General features: G+C 44.7%; 18 protein-coding genes. 8 read left to right on the top strand and 10 right to left on the bottom strand.

Annotated elements, in window-relative coordinates; all coding sequences use genetic code 11:
* Window positions 1-32 precede the first annotated feature (32 nt).
* Both asnS and QEP07_RS04705 read right to left on the bottom strand, forming a co-directional pair.
* On the bottom strand, window positions 33-1,481 hold the full coding sequence (asnS, locus tag QEP07_RS04710) for an asparagine--tRNA ligase (protein WP_285008782.1): 1,449 nt from the start codon (window positions 1,479-1,481) through the stop codon (window positions 33-35).
* Window positions 1,482-1,945: 464 nt separating this feature from the next.
* A complete protein-coding gene (locus QEP07_RS04705; RefSeq protein WP_285008781.1) occupies window positions 1,946-4,069 on the bottom strand; it encodes a tetratricopeptide repeat-containing sensor histidine kinase in 2,124 nt (707 codons plus the stop codon).
* Window positions 4,070-4,204: 135 nt separating this feature from the next.
* Here QEP07_RS04705 and QEP07_RS04700 point away from each other — a divergent pair, with 135 nt between their 5' ends.
* From QEP07_RS04700 to QEP07_RS04680, 5 genes are all read left to right on the top strand, one after another.
* Window positions 4,205-4,426, top strand: a complete 222-nt coding sequence (locus QEP07_RS04700) for a hypothetical protein (protein ID WP_285008780.1) — start codon at window positions 4,205-4,207, stop codon at window positions 4,424-4,426.
* Window positions 4,427-4,481: 55 nt separating this feature from the next.
* The gene (locus QEP07_RS04695; protein WP_256004889.1) at window positions 4,482-4,862 is read left to right on the top strand and encodes a hypothetical protein; all 381 of its coding nucleotides are present in this window, start codon (window positions 4,482-4,484) and stop codon (window positions 4,860-4,862) included.
* A gap of 85 nt (window positions 4,863-4,947) precedes the next feature.
* Entirely contained in the window at window positions 4,948-5,784 is an 837-nt protein-coding gene (locus tag QEP07_RS04690) for an HAEPLYID family protein (RefSeq protein WP_285008779.1), read from the top strand.
* 97 nt (window positions 5,785-5,881) lie between these two features.
* Window positions 5,882-6,379 carry an RNA polymerase sigma factor gene (locus tag QEP07_RS04685; protein ID WP_285008778.1) on the top strand — a complete coding sequence of 166 codons (498 nt, stop codon included), beginning with the start codon at window positions 5,882-5,884 and terminating at the stop codon, window positions 6,377-6,379.
* Complete coding sequence (locus QEP07_RS04680; protein ID WP_285008777.1) at window positions 6,354-6,896, top strand: hypothetical protein; 543 nt, start codon at window positions 6,354-6,356, stop codon at window positions 6,894-6,896. Before QEP07_RS04685 ends, QEP07_RS04680 begins: the two co-directional genes overlap by 26 nt.
* A 36-nt stretch (window positions 6,897-6,932) precedes the next feature.
* On the opposite strand, the gene QEP07_RS04675 is transcribed toward QEP07_RS04680, so the two are convergent.
* The 5 genes from QEP07_RS04675 to QEP07_RS04655 all read right to left on the bottom strand — a co-directional run bounded on the left by QEP07_RS04675 (window position 6,933) and on the right by QEP07_RS04655 (window position 9,858).
* Entirely contained in the window at window positions 6,933-7,433 is a 501-nt protein-coding gene (locus QEP07_RS04675) for a hypothetical protein (RefSeq protein WP_285008776.1), read from the bottom strand.
* Between the two features lie 140 nt (window positions 7,434-7,573).
* Window positions 7,574-7,933 (bottom strand): iron chaperone, encoded by a 360-nt coding sequence (locus QEP07_RS04670; RefSeq protein ID WP_285008775.1) that lies wholly within the window; start codon window positions 7,931-7,933, stop codon window positions 7,574-7,576.
* Window positions 7,934-7,954: 21 nt separating this feature from the next.
* A complete protein-coding gene (locus QEP07_RS04665) occupies window positions 7,955-8,467 on the bottom strand; it encodes a thioredoxin family protein (RefSeq protein WP_285008774.1) in 513 nt (170 codons plus the stop codon).
* 29 nt (window positions 8,468-8,496) lie between these two features.
* A complete protein-coding gene (locus tag QEP07_RS04660) occupies window positions 8,497-9,183 on the bottom strand; it encodes a DUF6266 family protein (protein WP_285008773.1) in 687 nt (228 codons plus the stop codon).
* Window positions 9,184-9,204: 21 nt separating this feature from the next.
* Window positions 9,205-9,858, bottom strand: a complete 654-nt coding sequence (locus tag QEP07_RS04655) for a DUF6266 family protein (protein WP_285008772.1) — start codon at window positions 9,856-9,858, stop codon at window positions 9,205-9,207.
* Window positions 9,859-10,529: 671 nt separating this feature from the next.
* Here QEP07_RS04655 and QEP07_RS04650 point away from each other — a divergent pair.
* From QEP07_RS04650 to QEP07_RS04640, 3 genes are all read left to right on the top strand, one after another.
* Complete coding sequence (locus tag QEP07_RS04650; protein ID WP_285008771.1) at window positions 10,530-10,952, top strand: hypothetical protein; 423 nt, start codon at window positions 10,530-10,532, stop codon at window positions 10,950-10,952.
* A gap of 823 nt (window positions 10,953-11,775) precedes the next feature.
* Window positions 11,776-12,108 carry an iron chaperone gene (locus tag QEP07_RS04645; protein ID WP_285008770.1) on the top strand — a complete coding sequence of 111 codons (333 nt, stop codon included), beginning with the start codon at window positions 11,776-11,778 and terminating at the stop codon, window positions 12,106-12,108.
* A gap of 9 nt (window positions 12,109-12,117) precedes the next feature.
* Window positions 12,118-13,077 carry a glycoside hydrolase family 43 protein gene (locus QEP07_RS04640; RefSeq protein ID WP_285008769.1) on the top strand — a complete coding sequence of 320 codons (960 nt, stop codon included), beginning with the start codon at window positions 12,118-12,120 and terminating at the stop codon, window positions 13,075-13,077.
* Window positions 13,078-13,193: 116 nt separating this feature from the next.
* Here QEP07_RS04640 and sucC read toward each other — a convergent pair whose 3' ends face one another.
* The 3 genes from sucC to QEP07_RS04625 form a co-directional block, all read right to left on the bottom strand.
* Window positions 13,194-14,384, bottom strand: a complete 1,191-nt coding sequence (gene sucC / locus QEP07_RS04635; protein WP_285008768.1) for an ADP-forming succinate--CoA ligase subunit beta — start codon at window positions 14,382-14,384, stop codon at window positions 13,194-13,196.
* A gap of 70 nt (window positions 14,385-14,454) precedes the next feature.
* On the bottom strand, window positions 14,455-15,969 hold the full coding sequence (locus tag QEP07_RS04630) for a DUF4153 domain-containing protein (protein ID WP_285008767.1): 1,515 nt from the start codon (window positions 15,967-15,969) through the stop codon (window positions 14,455-14,457).
* A 9-nt stretch (window positions 15,970-15,978) separates the two neighbouring features.
* Window positions 15,979-16,293 carry a hypothetical protein gene (locus QEP07_RS04625; RefSeq protein WP_285008766.1) on the bottom strand — a complete coding sequence of 105 codons (315 nt, stop codon included), beginning with the start codon at window positions 16,291-16,293 and terminating at the stop codon, window positions 15,979-15,981.
* Window positions 16,294-16,323: the final 30 nt, after the last annotated feature.

The following is a 16,323-nucleotide window of genomic DNA, read 5'->3' as shown; positions in this document are numbered from 1 at the left end:
CCCGTTCCCAAAACCTGCTTGCTACACCGCGTTTAAAACTCCGCATTCTTCGGGAACCTTGGGAAGGCGATTACATCACGGATGTTTGTCATACCAGTCACAAACAACACCAGACGCTCAAAGCCTAAACCGAAGCCCGAGTGCGGCGCACTGCCAAACCGGCGTGTGTCCAGGAACCACCACATTTCTTCCTGAGGGATGTTCATGTCTTCCATACGTTTTGTAAGCTTATCGAGACGTTCCTCACGCTGCGAACCACCTACAATTTCGCCGATACCCGGGAAGAGGATATCCATAGCCGCTACCGTTTGTCTGCCCTGCTCATCCGGTTCATTCTGGCGCATGTAGAACGACTTGATGTCGGCCGGGTAGTCTGTAAGGATAACAGGTTTTTTAAAATGCTTTTCAACCAGGTAACGCTCGTGCTCCGATTGCAGGTCGGCTCCCCATTCATCAATAAGATATTTAAACTGCTTCTTTTGATTCGGTTTTGACGCTTTAAGGATACGGATAGCTTCCGTGTAAGTCAGACGCTCGAAATCATTGCTCAAACAGAAATTCAGCTTTTCGAGTAAAGACAGTTCGTTCCGTTCATTTTGAGGTTTCGATTTTTCCTCTTCAAGCAAACGGTTGTTCAAAAACTCTAATTCTTCCTTACAGTTTTTAACCGCATAGTCGATCACATACTTAAGCATGTCTTCGGCCAACTGCATATTGTCTTCCAGATCAGCAAAGGCCACCTCGGGCTCTACCATCCAGAATTCAGCAAGGTGTCGTGTTGTATTAGAGTTTTCCGCCCTGAAAGTAGGGCCAAACGTATATATCTGGCCAAATGCCATGGCCGCAAGTTCACCTTCCAGCTGTCCTGATACGGTCAGGTTGGCCGATCTGGCGAAGAAATCTTCCGAATAATCGATTTTCCCTTCGGCGGTCTTAGGTAAATTGTCCAGATCAAGCGTAGTTACCCTAAACATTTCACCCGCACCCTCAGCATCCGAAGCAGTGATGATCGGTGTATGCATATAAACAAAGCCACGGTCATGATAAAACTGATGAATGGCAAAAGCCAGCGCGTGTCTTACTTTAAAAACCGCATTAAATGTATTGGTGCGGAAGCGGAGGTGCGCAATTTCACGTAAAAACTCCAGGCTGTGTTTTTTTGGCTGGAGTGGAAACTTTTCCGGGTCACTATCACCCAAAATTTCCAGCGTCTTTGCCTTGATCTCCACTTTTTGACCCTTGCCGAGCGACTCAACCAATGTTCCGGTTACCGCAATGGCCGCACCGGTCGTTATGCGCTTCAATATATTTTCTGGTGTATTATTAAAATCAACAACGATCTGGATGTTTCCCATGCAGGAGCCATCATTTAAAGCAATAAACTGATTGTTGCGAAAAGTACGCACCCAACCCATAACCGTCACATCACGGTTAAACTCGCTTGTTTCAAGCAGAACTTTAATTTTTTCTCTTTTGATCATGATTTTATTTTGGAGAGTGTCAAAATTAATGAAATACTTGTTAAATAACAGATGAAATTTGACTGTGGCGATTGCAGGTTGTTTTGAAGTAATAATTCGGATTTACCCGAATTTTTAGAGATTTTTGGTAAAATTATCGTATAATGTTACTGTTTATGTAGCAATATCCAGCATATATACTCGTTATTGTTGGTTGTGATCCGAAAATATGCCAATAACTGTGATTTTATGTAGCTTAAATCTAAAATTTTAATCAGTTTATGCTGTTTTTGTTCTTTTTTTTACATGTATAGCGCGAATATTCTTGGTGTTTGTCGCTAAATAACTGATTTTTTTAAAAAATCTGGTGCAATTTGTTTGTAAATGTCAAAAAGTCCCTATATTTGTAATGCTCGTTTAATTTATATTTGGTTAGAGAGGCCTACAATTGGATAGTTGTAGGCCTCTTCTTTTTTTTTAAACAATCATTGCATAGAATCAGCCCTAAAGTCGTCGATGCCTGTGGGTAGCTCTATATAAAAGGTAGTGCCTTTTCCTGGAATTGTGTCGAACCATATCTTACCGTTGTGAGCAAGTACAATTTGTCTCGATATAGCCAAACCCAGTCCGAATGTTTCTTCTCCAGCGGTGCCTCTTCGGCTGGCCTCGGCTGGAGCGCTGAATATTTTATCCCTTAGTTCTTCCGGGATACCGATGCCGTTGTCAGCAACCGTAATAAGCGCTTGTTCCCCCGACTTCGTTAGACTTACCCTAATTTCAGAGTTCTCCGGACTAAATTTGATGGCATTGCCGATCAGGTTTGTCATTACCCTCCATAGCTTCTCCGCATTCACCTGTGCCCGAATATCTATCCCCTCAAAAGTTAAGGTTTGCTGTTTCTGAGCTGCTTTGCTTCTGAGCTGATCTGTACAGAAACGTAATATCTCGTGCAGATTTTCAGCTTGCTTTTGCAGCTTGCCATTCTCGTTTTTAGGCTGCAGAATGTCGTCAACAAGCGCGAGACAATCGGAGGCCGACTTTTTCATCATTTCGATAAGCTCGATGTCTTCCGCATTTGGACAGTCTTTGTGCATGATCAATGAGCAGCCCATAAATATAGCTCCGATCGGACTTCGTAAATCGTGCGCAACAACGCGGGTCAGCCGTGTGTTTTCCTCCTGACTCTGTTTTAGGAGTCTCAAAGTATTGCTGAGCTGACCGTTTTGCTGGGTGACCTTTTTATTTAGTATTCTTAGTTCTTTCAAATGATTGCGGGTACGCCTGAGGTTAAACCACATCACAAGCAGGAAGGCGATAGTTATGATAGAAAAGAGTATAGCGGCCGCCAGATAAGAGGTTTTGATCTGACTGTTCTTTTCCGCCAGTTCAAGCTGATGAGCCTGTTCAGCCTCCCTGAAAGTCGCATCCATATCTATGCTACGCATTTTTTTCTCGGCGTTCCAAGCTGAATCCCGCAGGGCGGCCGACTCAGTCATGTAAGCCAGTGCCTTCTGCAGATCACCCGCTTTTTGGTAATATTCCGCCTTGAGCTTCACCACATTTCGGTACCTCACTTGCTGTTGATGATTGCTGCCTTGCTCTCTGGCCAGGTCGCCTTCGATACTCTCAATCCATTGTCGTGCAGCGTCGAGTTTCGATTGTTTGATGTATAAAACAGCGAGTTTGGTCTTGGCCGTGGTCGCATCCTCTCTTGCATAGCCCTCGCGGTCGTTCAATGCTATGCTTCTTTTCAGATATTTTTCGGCTTCTGCTGTTTTCCCTATCAGGGCATACTGACCGCCAAGATTTCCGCAAAACACCCCAACTGCCGATTCGATATAGGCTTTTCTGTCTGGATATTTAGACTGCTCACGCTCTATGTATTCAAGACCGATACGGTAATATATGAGGGCGCTATCTGCCTTTCCGGCCTGTTCGTAGCTAAAAGCGATATTATTATATACCGACTGTGGAAGCATAAAAGAGGTTTCGAAAGTAGATGAGGAATCCTGGCAGTGGCTCAGTTCTGCCTGCGCCTGTTTAAAATAGCTCACCGCCTTAAGGAAATCCTGCTGGGCGTATCTGATTAAACCCAGTCTGTTTGTGAAACTGCCAAGGTCACAAGTATCCAGGTTCTGAAGGGCGTATTGCCTGCCCTCATAGTACTTATAAAAAGCTTCATTATAGTGATTTTGCGCACGCAAAACATCGCCTCTGCTAAACATGCTGTGGGCATACTCATTTTTGTGGTCATCTTCCAGTCCTTTCAGTACGCGAAACATACTGTCGACGTACAGGTTAGCTTTCTGAGCGCTGAACTTATAATTAAGGTAAAAATAACAAAGATGTCGATAACGTTTCCAGTTGTCGATAGGCCCGGCATTGTTAAATTTGGCATAACTTGAATCTAAATACCTGAGGGAACGATCTATTTCGCCCGCATTTATCAGGTCATCGGCCCGCTGTATAAGGCTGTCTGCCCGCTTTGGGTCATTTATACGCTGGTTCTCGCTGTCACTCTGGCAAGAAGCCAGGCACATCAGCCCCAGGCTTACTAAAAAGTGAGATAAAGTAAACGCACGCGTACGACGGGCCGTTTCATGAGGCATACAATTAGAGTTAATCCATGTTTCCGTTACAATATAAACAAATATTCCATTTAAGCCTAATGGGCTATATGGCCGGGACTAGTCCCGGCAAACCTTTTTAAGGACGTACTTGTTGTAAAAGCAAACCTGAAAGTTATGGGATTCATCAAACATGCGCTTATCGGCATAGCCATTTACGAAGCCGTAAAATACTGTATCAGAAATGAACATATGTTCCGTAGCGGAACTATATCTGACGACCTGGGGGTAGCCGCCGATCCGAACGTCTCGTTAACCGGGAATGCACCGCTCACAGCTCCCGACGACCCCTGGAAAAACTCATTGGCCAGTGATGAGCTTCGTGCTCCCGATTCGTAAAGCGGGCATATAGAAATTCGCAAGACAGCATATAGATTTACTATCTTTGCTGCCAATGTTTAGGTATCTGGCAAGCTTCCATTTCGTTCGTTTCATCAGCTATATGTTGCTGCTGCAAATGATCAATTTGTCCATTAGCCCTGCCCGCCATCTGGCCGTTGTTAATGGTCAGCCCACCTACATGGAAGATCTTAGCGTAAACCGGATTGAGAGTATCTATGAATTGGTTTCCGAGTTCTTATTCCAAAAATCCGTTCCGGAAACCCAGGACCAGGGCGATGATGGTATCCTGAAATTCATGTGGATAGCACCGAGCCTGGAACTGCAAACGGCTCAAAAAATAGCCTGGCAGGAAATCGCAGATCCCGACTTTCATTATCTGGAGGTGATGACTGATTGCCTGCCGGGCGAAATCTCTCCTCCGCCAGAGTGTTAATACGATCTAACAATCAACAGCTGTAGCACTCGCTAGCTGCTACTGCTTTTCAACAAACGTATTTTAACACTTTAAATCCTGATTAATGAAAATTATATCTGGCTTTCTCATGGCTGTTGCCATGGTGACAGCGAATTCTTTTTATATACACGCTCAAAACTCAAATGCCCCAGGTAAAACCATCGACAGTCTGCCCGCCAAAGTAGAGCACGCCGAGCCTTTGTATGTCGACCTGATCCGCGACCTTGGCGCCCGCAAGGGAGAACGCGAATGGAACATAGGCATGGGGCTAACCGACAACAACAAGTTTGACGCCTACACTGCGCTTGTAGAATATGAGTTTGCGCCCGTCAACCGCCTAGGCTTCGAGGTAGAATTGCCCTTTACCTTTTATTACAGGAACCAGCGGAATACAAACCCTGATTCAATTCCCGGAAACCGTTTAAACAGCCTCAAACTCGCTACCCAGTATTCCTTCTTTGTGTCGCCTGCATGGCAAACCTCGATGGCTGTGGGTTATATGCATGAATTCGAATTGTCGCCCTTTCGTGACTACCGGCACGGTGCATTTCTAGGTCACCTGTACAGTCCGTTCTTCATTGTTGCAAAGCGATGGGGGAGCAGCTTCCATTCGCTCATATATACGGGCCCGAACATTTCGCATCACCGCGGACACCGTCGGGAGATGAGCTGGCAGCACAATACCAGCGTCCATTACATGATCCGCGGCAGCAGAAATTTCATTGGACTGGAAATGAATAAGGAATTCCGTGACTCCGATTTTGACATGACGATCAGGCCACAGCTCAGGGTTTCCATAGCTGAAAATCTCATGATCGGAATCGTAACCGGGATACCCGTAAAGCGCGAAAATGAACGGTTCAGCTCATTTCTGAGGATCATTTACGAGCCCGGGCATTAGCGTATAGCCATAAAAATCGGTCGACCAATGTAAGAAATGCACAAGCATTGCAACTTATTGAATAAACTAATAAAATGGTATATATTCAATAACGGTAATGGATGAACAATCATTTCTAAAGATGCTGCACGAGCATCAAGGCATTATACACAAGGTCTGCCGTTTGTACAAAGAAAGCGCGGAAGATCGGGAAGATCTGTTCCAGGAGATCACGTATCAACTATGGAAGGCCTGTCCTGGCTATAGGTCTGAATCAAAAGTAAGCACATGGATGTACCGGGTGGCACTCAATACAGCGCTAGCCTCCTTTAGGAAAACGCGCCCGGACATTCGATACGAAACAGATCTTCCCGACTTACCTGCTGCTGAACGCAGCGAGGAACAACTTTACCGGCAGGAGCGGCTGTTCATACTTCTTAAACAATTGAGCGAAGGCGAGCGCGCTATCGTGGCGCTGTATCTGGACGAGATGAGTCACAAGGAAATCGCTGAAGTCATTGGTACTACAGAAAATAACATCGCAGTAAAATTAAACAGAATCAAAAATAAACTTCAAAAACTACAGCACCATGGAACTGGAACAACTAAAATCTGAGTGGAAAGCCACCAATAATGTTGAAAAAGGCCTCGCCGATTTGCAGGGCATGCTTTTAGAAAACAAACATCCTGTATTGAAAGAAATACGCAAGCAACTTACCATAGAGGTTGTGGGCTGGACAGCCTTTCTGCTATGCTATTATTCCATGTTCGATGGAGAACAGAAACCACTTGGCATTAATATTATCCTGATCGTGGCAGTTTTGGCTTCTTTAACACATAATCTGATCGGCTATGATTTGTCGAAAAATCTTATGAATGGAACAACCATCTCTGAATCCCTGCAAAGCTATCTGCGCCGACTTCAGAGGTACGCAATCAACTCCGTAGTACTGCGGGTTGTTTTCACTTCAGGGTTACTGCTGTTCTTTTCATACAACATCGAGTTCGACACAACAAAATATTACCTGCTTGGGATTTTGATCCTTCTGATTGTCGTACAGATAATTTTTCACGCCAGAATTTGGTTGAAGCGGATCAAATCTGTTAAAAAGAGCATCGGGGAATTGACCTAGGGCTTAACCGATGATTGCAGTACAAGGCTAAACGGCCTAATAGTCGATGTTTACGGTAGTATTCCAGCCGGGAAAATAGATATAATTATACGTCGGGTTTCTTTGCCCATGGGCACTGTCCATATAGAGATATGATGCCAGCTTTTTGGCAAAATTTGTAGACCGCACCATTCCAAATACGTCACTAGAACCCGTTAGCGTCGTGATCGATATTGGGAATACAAACGTAGTATGCTTTTTATTGTCCATAAATTGCCTATAATCAATCTTTTTCAAAAAATCTAGATTTGGAAATACACGATGTGCGGTCGAGTCATTAGCTTCTAGTTTAAGTATATTAAGCTTGTCATCATTACCTATTTCTACGGTTACTTTCAAAGCAAAAAGAACGATATCGTTAGTATCCTTGACAAAACCCATCTTAAACGCCTCGCTTAGAAGACTGTGTATTCTTGTATACTCTTTTTCTTGAGCGTTTTGACCAAAGAGCCAGGCTGGAATGTATAAAAATAATAATAGCAAATAAAAACGTCTCATTTTCTTAATTGTTAATTGCAGGTAGGGCCGATCCGAACGTCTCTATAACTGGAAATGCACTGCTTACATTTCCCCGGCAACCCCTGAAACTCCCAGGACCAGTGAGGAGGTTCGTGCTCCTGAGTTCGTAAGACAGGATATTACTTTTCGTTTTCCTGTTTCCTAAACGCGACAAGTCTCCCGATAAAATCTAAAGGCAGGGGTTCGGCGTTTGGCAATTGTATAGCGGATTTACTCACTTTGTAGGGCTGTAAATCCGCTTTAAAATGACTAAGTAATTCAGCACTGAAAGGGTAAGACAAAGAGATGTGCTTCGCATATGCAGAATAGTAGATCAGGTAACCTTTATACTTAAAACAGGGAATCTGATAGCTGATGACTTCCTCTGCATCCGGACATACCTCATGTATAATCTCCCGGATCTGCTGCATTCTGTCCTGGGTCTCTGCAGGAAAGGTAACCTGGTACTCATCGATGGTTTTATAGTTCGTTTTTGCCATTGATAGGTGTGGTGCTGATACTCAATAATTATTATTTTCTGGCTTAATTGCTGCCGAAGTCCAGCCTTTCAGAAAATCCATCACCTTTTTCACACTGTGTCCCTTTCCTTCTTCCAGGTAAGCCGAGTTTTGTATGTGAAGCAACTTGCCTTCGCCATTAAGTATCACAAATACAGGAAATCCAAACCTGCCGGGATAACCCAGACTTTTAAGCACTTCAGCATTTTTATTTTCCTGGCTATAGTTGACCAGAACCGTTTCATAGTTGGCGGTCAGGAAGTTTTTGACCTCCGGCGTTTGCTCCACCATGTTATGAAAAGCGATGCACCACACACACCAGTTGCCGCCTACCTGTATAAAAACATGCTTGTCGCCCTTCTTCGCCCGGGCCACTGCCGCATCTATATCTGCCCGTGCGTCTGCCTTCGGATTATATAAGTTTACCGCACTTGCTTTAGCATCTTTGGTTTCCTGCGCGCGGACTATCCCCGTTAGCGTGATAAAGGCAAGCAGGAGCAGAAGGTTTCTTTTCATAACATTTTAGTTTTACGCAATTTAAGAAATTATTCCTGATTACCTTCTGCTATAGGCTCCAGCCAGCCCGCATACTTGCTGTTACCGCGAATCTTTTCATCGGCCGAACAAAAACTAATATAGCAGTGAAGCAATCCGTTAAACGAATGCGGTACCTTAACCTCTAGTCCCAGCTGGTGCCTTTGAGCGGCATTGTGCTTTATAAGTACGCGCTTTGCCTGTGGAAAGTACACCAATACAGAAGCCAGATCGGTATGCTGGCAATACTGCGACTGCTGTCTTGCGGCCCAGCTAAAGGTTACTATATCGCCATCGCGACTGATGCGCAGTCCATCCGGACTTGCAATGTCGCCACGGCTGTACACCAAAGCCGGGTAATTCAGCTCGATCAGTCCAGGCAGGTGCTCCTTCATATCAGGCTGATAATCTTCCGAATAAAGAAAAGCCTTAGGATAATTGTAAGATACAGCAGCATTAACGGCGCTCATTTTTTTTGCAAACTTTTTAAAGCCAGGATCAGTAAGTATGCTAATACTGTTCAAAAAGCTGCTCAGCATACCAAGCTTTTCCTGCTCGTAAAGCTGTGCCGGAGTCAAGGGTTTTTTACTCTTTCGATAGGCAGAAGTGATCACATCCTGCCCCATATGCTTGCGGCCGCTTACCGGGCCTGTCTTGTTTCGGAAGCCGCCGAGGATCCCTGAATCTATAATACCCATAACGATATGCTTAAGCCATTATTAATCTTCCTGTTCATGCCCGTTCAAACTGCCCAGGTATACGCTGTCTGCCACCTGCGACCGGTCGGCTGAAATAAATGATATATAAACCTCCATATAGGCCTCCCTAAGGTTCTCCGGTAGGGGAAGCACAGCGGTTCCAGACTGGCGTAGTGCGCCAAAAGGCGTATTGATCTGCTGCTCTTCTTCCGGGAAATAAGCCAGCAACATGGCTTGTTCAGTAGACTCTGCATACAACATCATCGGGTCGGTCTCCCAGTTGAACAGCAGTCCATCGCCCTCAACCTTCACAGAGGCATTCGCCGCAGGCTTCAACGGTCCCTGGCTGAGCATCAGCCTGGAGTAATCGATCTGATAGTCGGGATACTCGCCTTTCAGGATATGGTGAAAATTTGCTTTACTGGCAAGATTAAAAGCGTTTTGCTTTGTTCCGCGGGTCAATCCCTGAAAGCCAATATTGATAAAATCTTTGAAGGTCTTTAAAAAAGTATTGACTACCTTTAATTTACGCCTATGCTGTTTCTGATCTTCGGTAGGAGGCTTGGTACTCCGTCCAATATTGCGCGCGACAGGCTGGCCGTTTAACATATAGTATACGATGTTGCCGACCTTACCCTGATGATGGCCGAGTGGGCCGTTTGGTGCTGTAGCCATAGTTTACATTTTGATTAATGGTGACGTAGTTTGATTCTAATTTACTATAACATTTAGAATAGTCTGGCTATAGAGGCATATAATTACATAATTTTTACAATATGACCGGATAATAAATAGATAGTTAAGAATACATTCCAATATCCTTGACATATCGTTATCATATCAAATAGATATATCAACGATATATCAAGGATATGTCAAGGATATACCAACGATATACCAACCCCCTATTTATTATCTAATTATTATCCATATATTATCCAATTATATGCTCGCATGTAGCACACATGTTTCACCTATGAGTGTTGTACAAACAGCCGATTTCGTCTTTTAATAAAGCTGTGGAGCTGGCCTGATAGTTATTGCAAAGTTTTATTGAATGTAGGATGCATAATGCGGCCATCAAAAGATGCCGTCTATTTTCGTGCTTAGTTCGCCAGAAAGCGTGTTGGTGTTTTGTGCCAGCAAGAGCTGAGGCACGAAGAGGATTGATAAAAAAATGTAGCGTTTTAGGATCATTTTTATGGTTTGTAAGTGGTTAGCTATGAGACCGATAATTTAACGATTTGTTTCAGCTGCCGGAAAATTTTCTATATTCGTGTATCTAAATATCAAACATGCTCAGCTCTAGATTTATTAGCCACACAGGTCTACTCTGCCTAATCTGCATGCTCACTGCATGCTCAGTCCATTATGAAGTCGCGGAAAACAGACTCACTTACCAGAAGGATATCCAGGTCGACATCTTGAAAGTCCAATCGAGCGACGGCCAGTCTGCCTGGGGAAACCGTATGCTGGTTCCGCCAAAGGGCCATACTTTTGTGAACATGTGGTTATTGCTTACCAATAATACGAATTCCGAAGAGGTAGTAGATCTAACCAAAATTTACTTGCTGAACGCCGATACGAAAATGAAGTACCCTGTTGCAAAGATTTATCAGGCTACATTGGTGGTTATTGGCGCGGGGGCTAACTTAAAGCTAAGTCCAGGTGAGCAGACAAAAAGGGTGCTGATGTTCAGTTATCCCAAGAAGCAGCGGCCGGAGTTGCTTGAAATGAACGGAACGATGTACAAGATTGCGTATAAATAGAGCCTCTTTCTAAGTCAGAATACAGATTTCGACCGAGTTTTTATGGGATTAACATATAATTTTTCAGCTTTAAAATAAAACCGTCCGAATGAAGGTTCTTCTCGTTTACATTTTCTGAATAGTCCAGGAAGGAAAATGTTACGGCATAGGTGCTACTGCAAGATTTTTCTTCTATGTCGCTTACGAAATCGTAAGTACTAAGAAAATCACTGCTTAGAAAATCCTCTTCTTTGACAGGAATAAGCACTTTCAAGACGTTCCATTGCAGGATTTTAAGGTAGGCGGATGACCTGGAGAACTTCTTTGCATTCAGGTAATCTAAAATTTGGTATGTTTGTTTTGCGCACTCATCGACATTTTATTCAATGAGTCCAATAACGACTGTTGATAGGCTTTCAAACCCTCTTTTTTTCCTTTAAAATAAGCTGTGATAACTTCGTCGCTCGAGAAAACGTTATGAGAACTTTTATCAATGTTCCAATCCTCAGAAACCTTTACGATATCAGCAACATCTGCCATAGATTTATTAACCAATGTTTTTGTAGTACATTTAACGACAAATATAAACAAATGTTTATACTATAGTTCAAATGAAAATTATATTGTGTTAAATACAAAGGACTAGTCGCGGCCTACAGGCCAGCGGTGACTAAACTTATGTTTCCGCTTGGCCTGGCTTATTTGTATTTTGGCGTAATCGAGTATATTTACTTTTTCCCTTTCGCAGCGATAACCAGTGGGCTTGCAGGGCTTGTAATTATCTGGGCGACAGTTTGGGCTAAAGAATAGACGCAATTTTAAGCTGAAGCATAGAAGTAAGTATATGAAACCAAAAGATTTCGAGACGTATCTGATCGGTCTGGACGAACCGGTGCAGCTGAGGCTTCGTGAGCTTCGGGAAGCAATTTTAAAGGCCTTTCCCGAGGTCGAGGAAAGTATCCGGTACAATATGCCTGCGTTCGGGCTTCAGGGAGAGCATGTATATGTTGCGGGTTATAAAAAGCAAATCGGCATGTATCCTTTCTATGATAAGGAGCTGGATGCTGAAGCTTTAGCGTACCGCGGGAAGAACACCAAGGATGCCTTGCACTTTCCGTACAATAAACCCTTGCCATTAGCTGTGATTTTAAGGCTTATTGAGCGCAAATTTTCTTAGTTTTAGCGGATGAGATTTTCTAAAGTTTTAGCTGGCTTTTTGCTCGGCGCGCTCAGTTTTACATCGCTGGAGAGTATTGCCCAGCAAGCTTCGGTATTCCTGGCCGATCCGACGGTGTTTGCGGATAAGGGTAAGTATTTTTTATACGGAACAAGCAGCCCTATGGGCTTTCGCGCTTATGAGTCGGCCGATTTGATTTCATGGAAAGCCATTGAGCGGCCTGACGGCCTGGCGCTTAAAAAAGGTGATGCCTTTGGCAACGGCGGTTTCTGGGCGCCGCAGATATTTAAGCATAAAGGTAATTATTATATGGCCTACACGGCCGATGAGCAAATTGCCATCGCCAAAGCCGCCAGTCCCGCCGGACCCTTTAAACAAACTCGTCCGGTCGCCCTGAGCGGATCGGGCAAGCAAATTGATCCATTTGTTTTCTTTGACGGGGGTAAGGTGTACTTGTATCATGTTAAATTACAGGAGGGCAACCGCATTTTTGTGGTGGAAATGAAGAAGGATTTGTCGGACATTGTTCCAGGCACGGAAAAAGAATGTATAGCCAGCACTGCTGAGTGGGAGAATACTGCGGGTTCTGACTGGCCTGTGGCGGAGGGGCCGACTGTGTTCAAGCATAAGGGACTGTACTATCTGATCTATTCTTCGAATGATTTCCGTAACAAGGATTATGCGGTAGGCTATGCTACGGCAACTTCTCCAACCGGACCATGGAAGAAGTATGAGGGCAATCCGATTATCAGCAGGAAGACTGTCGGATATAATGGCTCAGGGCACGGTGATGTATTTGCGGACAAAGAAGGTAAACTGCGATATGTGTTGCATACCCACCGGTCGGACACCCGGGTTTCGCCACGGGCAACGGCGGTTATAGATATCACTTTTAAGCCGGGAAAGGATGGGGTAGATGTACTCGAAGCGGATCCGGCAACGTTTAAGTGGCTGCAAGTTCAGCGATAATCGAGTAGCTATAAGTTTAAATAGAGCATATGTTAGCAGACAAAAAAAAAGGATACCGTTTGGATATCCCTTTTTTTGATTATTGAATCTGATGCTCGATCAGTCCGTTTTTCTTATTAAGCCAGTACTTTGGTTACCAGGTCTGCCGCATCTTTCAGTGCGATAGCTGAATAAACCTTTAATCCTGACTCGTCGATCAGTTTTTTAGCCTCTTCTGCGTTTGTACCTTGCAGACGGCAGATGATTGGAACGGGAACGTTACCGATCTCTTTATACGCATCAATAACACCTTGTGCTACACGGTCGCAACGAACAATACCACCGAAGATGTTGATCAGGATAGCTTTTACGTTAGGGTCTTTCAAAATGATGTTGAAAGCTGCTTTTACCGTTTGTGCGTTTGCGGTACCGCCCACGTCAAGGAAGTTTGCAGGCTCACCACCAGCGATTTTGATGATATCCATCGTCGCCATAGCCAAACCAGCACCGTTTACCATACAACCTACGTTTCCGTCAAGTTTCACATAGTTCAGGTTAGACTCGCTTGCTTCAACTTCGGTTGGATCTTCTTCTGTTTTGTCGCGCATTGCTGCATAATCAGCATGGCGGAAAAGGGCGTTTTCGTCAAGATTTACCTTAGCATCTACAGCGATGATCTTGTCATCGGATGTTTTCAATACAGGGTTGATCTCGAACATCGCCGAATCGGTATTGTCGTATGCCTTATACAAAGCACTTACAAACTTTACCATTTCTTTGAAGGCTGCACCGCTTAGCCCAAGGTTGAAGGCAATTTTACGTGCCTGGAAACCTTGCAGGCCCACTTTCGGGTCAACCGCTTCTTTAAATATCAGGTTAGGGGTTTTTTCAGCAACCTCTTCAATGTCCATACCACCTTCGGTAGAGTACATGATGATGTTTTGTCCGTTTGCACGGTCCAGCAGTACGCTCATGTAAAACTCCTTTGTTTCTGAAGGACCCGGGTAGTATACATCCTGTGCAATAAGTACTTTATTTACTTTTTTGCCTTCCGGACCAGTTTGCGGGGTTACGAGCTGCATGCCGATAATAGCACCTGCTTTTTCCTTCACCTCGTCAAGGTTTTTGGCTAATTTAACGCCACCGCCTTTACCGCGTCCGCCTGCATGGATCTGTGCTTTTACCACAACCCAGTCGGAATTAAAGTCGGTTTTCATTTTTTTAGCAGCTTCTACAGCTTGTTCTACCGTGTCGGCAACGATGCCTTCCTGCACGGCTACTCCAAAACTCTTAAGTATTTCTTTACCTTGATATTCGTGAATATTCATTCTGAAAAAATTTGTCCAAATCTACAATTTCCCAGTCTTTATACCAAGAAACCGCATTGTATTGTTACGACTATTTTTTGGCTGTTTTGAAATATTCCCAGGTTTTCTGATCTGCATAATTGTAGGATTGCCAGCTTTGTCTAGCGTAACGCTTCTTGAAGGACATAACCCGGTCGAGAAGGTTTTCATTCTTAAATAATGCTCTATGCTCCCAAAGCAAGGGCAAGGTCTTGTCCGACATAGACTGCAGATGATCGAGGTCCAATTGGATGCTGTTTCTGTTGGCAATGTTGTATTGCACAATGAGCACGTCCCAGTTTACAAAGCTGAAGGTGAGTAGCAAGCAATACCAGATCAGCGTGTTGACCCTGAGCAGGTAAAAGATGGTTTTCCTGGCCGAGACCTTGATGTAAACCGTGATCAGCCCGGCGCTGCATAAGAGCAGGAATACGATGACACCGATCCTCTTATAAGTGAGGCCCATTGCGGCAATGTAGTTGAGGTCTCTGACCAGCACGGAAAGCACGAGAAAGGCGTTTTGCACCATCCATATATAGGCTAAAATACGGATAGTCCTGTTGCGGCTGTAGAAGTTCAGGTTGCCATTAAAGAAGTAGATGATGACCAGCATGGCCAGAATAATGCTTGCAATGAGGGCGTTGGCACCATCGTGCAATGCAGCCGAGAGGTTGGCCCCGGCCGGGTTTGCAAAGGCGTTGCGCCATACAGTGTTGAGGTCGACCACATTAAAGCTCAGCAACAGGAGGTTGAGCATAATAAAGCATGCGATGGCGATCGTGTTTTCCGTCTTGAGCGCCATCTTTTTGTTGATGAAAGTTCCGGCGAGGATCTCAAGCATTTCCTGACCTATATTGGTCGACTCCCGGTTACGCTTTTTGCGGTACAGTTGGTCTGTACACGCAAGCTCCGCCCGTTCGAGCGCCTTGTCGCGAAAGCCGATAAAAACTGCACCGGTAAGCATAATGCCCAGCATCAGATGCAGGAACCTCAGGAAGCTTAAATCGGCAAACAGGAAGTCGAATACACCAGCGAAAACGATGCTGAATACGTTGCCAATCTGGTCGAGGTACCGCGCGAAAGTCGCGCTCGCATTGCCATACAGCAGGGTGAATAGCAGGAGCAGGAAAAGCGGTATGGCGATAATGGCTAAGGGGCGTAAGACGGGCTGAAAGGATACTGAACCGAAATGCGCGCTGATCAGCCCGCGGATGATATTGACCGGTGTGCTGAAAAACTGGAGTAAGGCGCCGCCTACGGCAGTGAATATACTTCTGATCGCCTGGAAATGTGTGTATCCGGTAAATACCGCCAGACTGATATACCAGCTAACGATGGTAAGATCGGTATGCAGCGTGACCACCAGGATGGCCGATATAAGGTGGGCAGCACCGGTCAGTAGTATTTTTTTTGTTTTCTCCATGCTGCGGTCTAAAGCTATGAAGGTTAACAGGAACACACTGTAGACCAACAGGTTTAACGCCTGATATTCCATCCAAAAGAGGTAGCTGAACAGGATGCCGCCGCCAAGTGTGGCTAAGAGCCGGGTATCGATTTTCTTTTCCATATAGTTTAATTAGATTTTGATGATGTGAACGACGAATAACAGGTATGCGATGGCGACCGGAATATTGCAGAGTAGCACGCCGGCAAGCTGGAGGATCTGCCAATACCGATGCGGGTAGGTGATCATCGCGATCAATAGGGTGAGCAGTAAGATGCCGTTGGCGGCGACTGCGATCAGGGTAAAGATGCCTCCGACTACCATGAGGGGCGCGTATCTGGTAAGGACAACGCTTAGAAAAATGGCTGTTCCAACGATAAAGGAAAAGGCAGCCAGTATAGCCGTCAGCCCGGTGAGCTGTTTAATAGTTTTGTCTTCTCTAGTCATAAAAGTGCTTTGTATTTCAAAGTATATAGT

The organism is Pedobacter faecalis, assembly GCF_030182585.1.
GTDB classification, from domain to species: domain Bacteria; phylum Bacteroidota; class Bacteroidia; order Sphingobacteriales; family Sphingobacteriaceae; genus Pedobacter; species Pedobacter faecalis.
The sequence above is the reverse complement of the archived record's forward strand: the minus strand, read 5'-3'. Positions and strand labels throughout refer to the sequence as shown.

Coding starts and splice junctions, on each gene's coding strand:
- QEP07_RS04705 (WP_285008781.1), bottom strand. CDS start 4,069: ATGCCTCATGAAACGGCCCGTCGTACGCGTGCGTTTACTTTATCTCAC.
- QEP07_RS04645 (WP_285008770.1), top strand. CDS start 11,776: ATGAAACCAAAAGATTTCGAGACGTATCTGATCGGTCTGGACGAACCG.
- QEP07_RS04685 (WP_285008778.1), top strand. CDS start 5,882: ATGGATGAACAATCATTTCTAAAGATGCTGCACGAGCATCAAGGCATT.
- QEP07_RS04625 (WP_285008766.1), bottom strand. CDS start 16,293: ATGACTAGAGAAGACAAAACTATTAAACAGCTCACCGGGCTGACGGCT.
- QEP07_RS04690 (WP_285008779.1), top strand. CDS start 4,948: ATGAAAATTATATCTGGCTTTCTCATGGCTGTTGCCATGGTGACAGCG.
- QEP07_RS04640 (WP_285008769.1), top strand. CDS start 12,118: ATGAGATTTTCTAAAGTTTTAGCTGGCTTTTTGCTCGGCGCGCTCAGT.
- QEP07_RS04665 (WP_285008774.1), bottom strand. CDS start 8,467: ATGAAAAGAAACCTTCTGCTCCTGCTTGCCTTTATCACGCTAACGGGG.
- QEP07_RS04650 (WP_285008771.1), top strand. CDS start 10,530: ATGCTCACTGCATGCTCAGTCCATTATGAAGTCGCGGAAAACAGACTC.
- QEP07_RS04670 (WP_285008775.1), bottom strand. CDS start 7,933: ATGGCAAAAACGAACTATAAAACCATCGATGAGTACCAGGTTACCTTT.
- QEP07_RS04655 (WP_285008772.1), bottom strand. CDS start 9,858: ATGGCTACAGCACCAAACGGCCCACTCGGCCATCATCAGGGTAAGGTC.
- sucC (WP_285008768.1), bottom strand. CDS start 14,384: ATGAATATTCACGAATATCAAGGTAAAGAAATACTTAAGAGTTTTGGA.
- QEP07_RS04680 (WP_285008777.1), top strand. CDS start 6,354: ATGGAACTGGAACAACTAAAATCTGAGTGGAAAGCCACCAATAATGTT.
- QEP07_RS04695 (WP_256004889.1), top strand. CDS start 4,482: ATGTTTAGGTATCTGGCAAGCTTCCATTTCGTTCGTTTCATCAGCTAT.
- QEP07_RS04675 (WP_285008776.1), bottom strand. CDS start 7,433: ATGAGACGTTTTTATTTGCTATTATTATTTTTATACATTCCAGCCTGG.
- QEP07_RS04630 (WP_285008767.1), bottom strand. CDS start 15,969: ATGGAAAAGAAAATCGATACCCGGCTCTTAGCCACACTTGGCGGCGGC.
- QEP07_RS04700 (WP_285008780.1), top strand. CDS start 4,205: ATGGGATTCATCAAACATGCGCTTATCGGCATAGCCATTTACGAAGCC.
- QEP07_RS04660 (WP_285008773.1), bottom strand. CDS start 9,183: ATGGGTATTATAGATTCAGGGATCCTCGGCGGCTTCCGAAACAAGACA.
- asnS (WP_285008782.1), bottom strand. CDS start 1,481: ATGATCAAAAGAGAAAAAATTAAAGTTCTGCTTGAAACAAGCGAGTTT.